The 2535-nt window shown below is 58.2% G+C and carries 2 protein-coding genes; one reads left to right on the forward strand and one right to left on the reverse strand.

Annotated elements, in window-relative coordinates; translation table 11 throughout:
- The first annotated feature begins 143 nt into the window (after positions 1 to 143).
- The gene (locus tag EDE05_RS26600) at positions 144 to 1565 is read left to right on the forward strand and encodes an ISNCY family transposase (protein WP_132413610.1); all 1422 of its coding nucleotides are present in this window, start codon (positions 144 to 146) and stop codon (positions 1563 to 1565) included.
- Between the two features lie 6 nt (positions 1566 to 1571).
- Here the strand turns inward: EDE05_RS26600 and EDE05_RS26605 are convergent, their stop codons facing one another.
- Complete coding sequence (locus tag EDE05_RS26605) at positions 1572 to 2309, reverse strand: hypothetical protein (protein WP_112803681.1); 738 nt, start codon at positions 2307 to 2309, stop codon at positions 1572 to 1574.
- Between the last annotated feature and the right edge of the window lie 226 nt (positions 2310 to 2535).

The raw sequence follows: 2535 nt of genomic DNA on the forward strand, positions 1-2535 counted from the left end.
ATGTAGAGGCTATTTAGTAATGCGACAGTTGGGCCAGTTAGAGATGCGACAGTCTCGCCTCTCGACGCACTGGTCAAAGCCAACGTTGGGAGCAAGGATGACGATCTTCAGCCTGGTCGAGACCATGAGCGGTCGGAGTCGTCATGTCCTGTTTGATCACCATGTCGCAGAAAGAATTGCATCGCCTCGAACTCATCCAGAAGATCCGTGACGAGCGCTTAAGCGTCGTCGAGGCTGCCCAACGGCTCGACCTCAGTCGAAGTCAGGTCCATCGGCTGCTGCAGGCCTATGACCGAGATGGCCCTGCCGGCCTTGTTTCAAAGAAGCGATCACGGCCGAGCAATCGGCGTCACAGCGAGGAATTTCGCAATGCGGCTCTGGATCTGATCCGCGAACGGTACCCGGATTTCGGCCCGACACTGGCACGCGAGAAGCTGATCGAGGTGCACCGGATCTCGGTCGCCAAGGAAACGCTGCGGCAATGGATGACCGAGGCCGGCATCTGGATCTCGCGTCGCGAGCGCAAGAAGCGGGTTTTCCAGCCACGCGGCCGGCGCGACTGCTTTGGCGAGCTGGTGCAGATCGACGGGTCGCATCACTGGTGGTTCGAGAACCGTGGCCCCAAATGCGCCCTGCTCGTCTATATCGACGATGCCACCGGCAAGCTCTTGCATCTTCGCTTTGCCGGATCGGAGAATACGTTCGACTATCTGCACGCAACCAAGGCCTATCTGCAGCAATGGGGCAAGCCGCTGGCGTTCTACAGCGATAAGCATGGCGTTTTCCGCAGCACGCATGCGTCGGAGAAAGACCGGACGAGCGGCCTGACACAGTTCGGTCGGGCGCTTTATGAGCTGAACATCGACATCATCTGCGCCAACACCCCGCAGGCCAAAGGCCGTGTGGAGCGCGCCAATCAGACATTGCAAGATCGTCTGGTGAAGGAGATGCGGCTTCGCGGCATCGACACGATCGAGGCCGCCAATGCCTATGCGCCTGATTTTATTGCGGATTTCAACGCACGTTTCGGCAAGCAGCCGCGCAATCCGAAGGACATGCACCGGCCGTTGGCCGATCACGAGAACCTTGATGGCGCCATGTGCCGCAAGGAAGTTCGCACGCTGTCGCAGGCTTTGACGCTGCGCTACGACAAGGTGCTGTTCATTCTCGATCCGACCGACATTTCCAGACCCTTGGCGGGGCAAAAGGTGATCGTTTGCGACTATCCGGACGGGCGGCTCGAGATCATGCACGAGAGCTTTGCCCTACCCTACAGAACCTTCGACAAGTTGCGGTCGGTGCATCGGCCGGAAGTCGTCGAGAACAAGCGTCTGGACGACATGCTGTCGATCGTTGCGGAGATGCAGGTTGGACGAGAACAGCAACGTAGCAAAAGCGGCCCTCGCCGCACTGGCCAGGCGGATCATATGTTCGGCATTCGGGACGGCAGCACAGCCAACGGCTATCAGAAGCGAGGACGCAAGCCGAGGACAGATTACATGAACGATCCGGCGGGGATTGCGCGGCGAGAGAAAGCGTTATCGAGGCAACCAGCGGCGGAATAAAAATCGTCAGTGCACGCCGATATCGCTCTGCGTATCCGATTCCAATTGCAGGCAGGCGGACCAAAGCGGCGTCTTATGGAAGGATCCATCCTGGAAGAGTGTGAGCCCCTCTCGTGCTTCATAGAGCAAACCAAGCCAGCACAAGCGCCGTAGGACGCCATATTGGATATCGGACTTTAACTCCCAGGCTTCCAGGGTCATTTCGGTGTCGGACAGAGGCGCGAAGTCTGGATAGAGGATCTTCACAATCTCCAGTGGCGTGCACCCTTTTCTAGCTTTGATATTGAGAAGATTGAGGAACATGCGCCACCAGCGTAACCGCGCCTGAACGTCCTCTTGCCGATCGGTCACATGGACATATGAATAGAGATAATCCGTGGCGACCAGATCGAAGAAGGCTTGTGGGTTTGCCAGAAACTCGCGGCCCCGTTTGGTTGGCAGCAGCACGTCCTTTTTCCGGCGAAGTAGCTTCAGATGACGGGTCATGTCTCGCACGACCCAGAGCGGCGGCATGTCGCGTTCGTTCAGCACTTTGTTCATGCTGTAGAGGTCTTCGGCTGTGAACCCTGGCCAAAGAAAGTGTACGGCGGCCCAATGCACGAACTTGCGGTTCATGGCGCCGGTCGCGGTCAATCCTATGCCACCCTCACCGTCAGCGTAGGCCACGGAAAGAAGCATGCCGCGAAGAAGTGGCGACAGCGCGGCGACATCGACATCACCCTGCAGTTTGATTTCCGGAAGCATCGTGCCGCTTTGAACCCTACCCCGCCCCATGCAGGTGAGCCAAGTATCAACCGGCGACGGAATAATTGCTATCGAGAAAGCTAAAGCCGAAGGGGGTGCCCCTCACCCGCCCCCGCTCCGCCCTTTCAACCCGGCCCAGCCGGCCGGATCGGGGGCTGATCATCAGAGCCAGTGTCGCGCTTCTAACTGGATAACAGCGTCGCAGCCCTATTCAGCTTTGACATTG

The organism is Neorhizobium sp. R1-B, from assembly GCF_004368875.1.
Lineage (GTDB): Bacteria > Pseudomonadota > Alphaproteobacteria > Rhizobiales > Rhizobiaceae > Neorhizobium > Neorhizobium huautlense.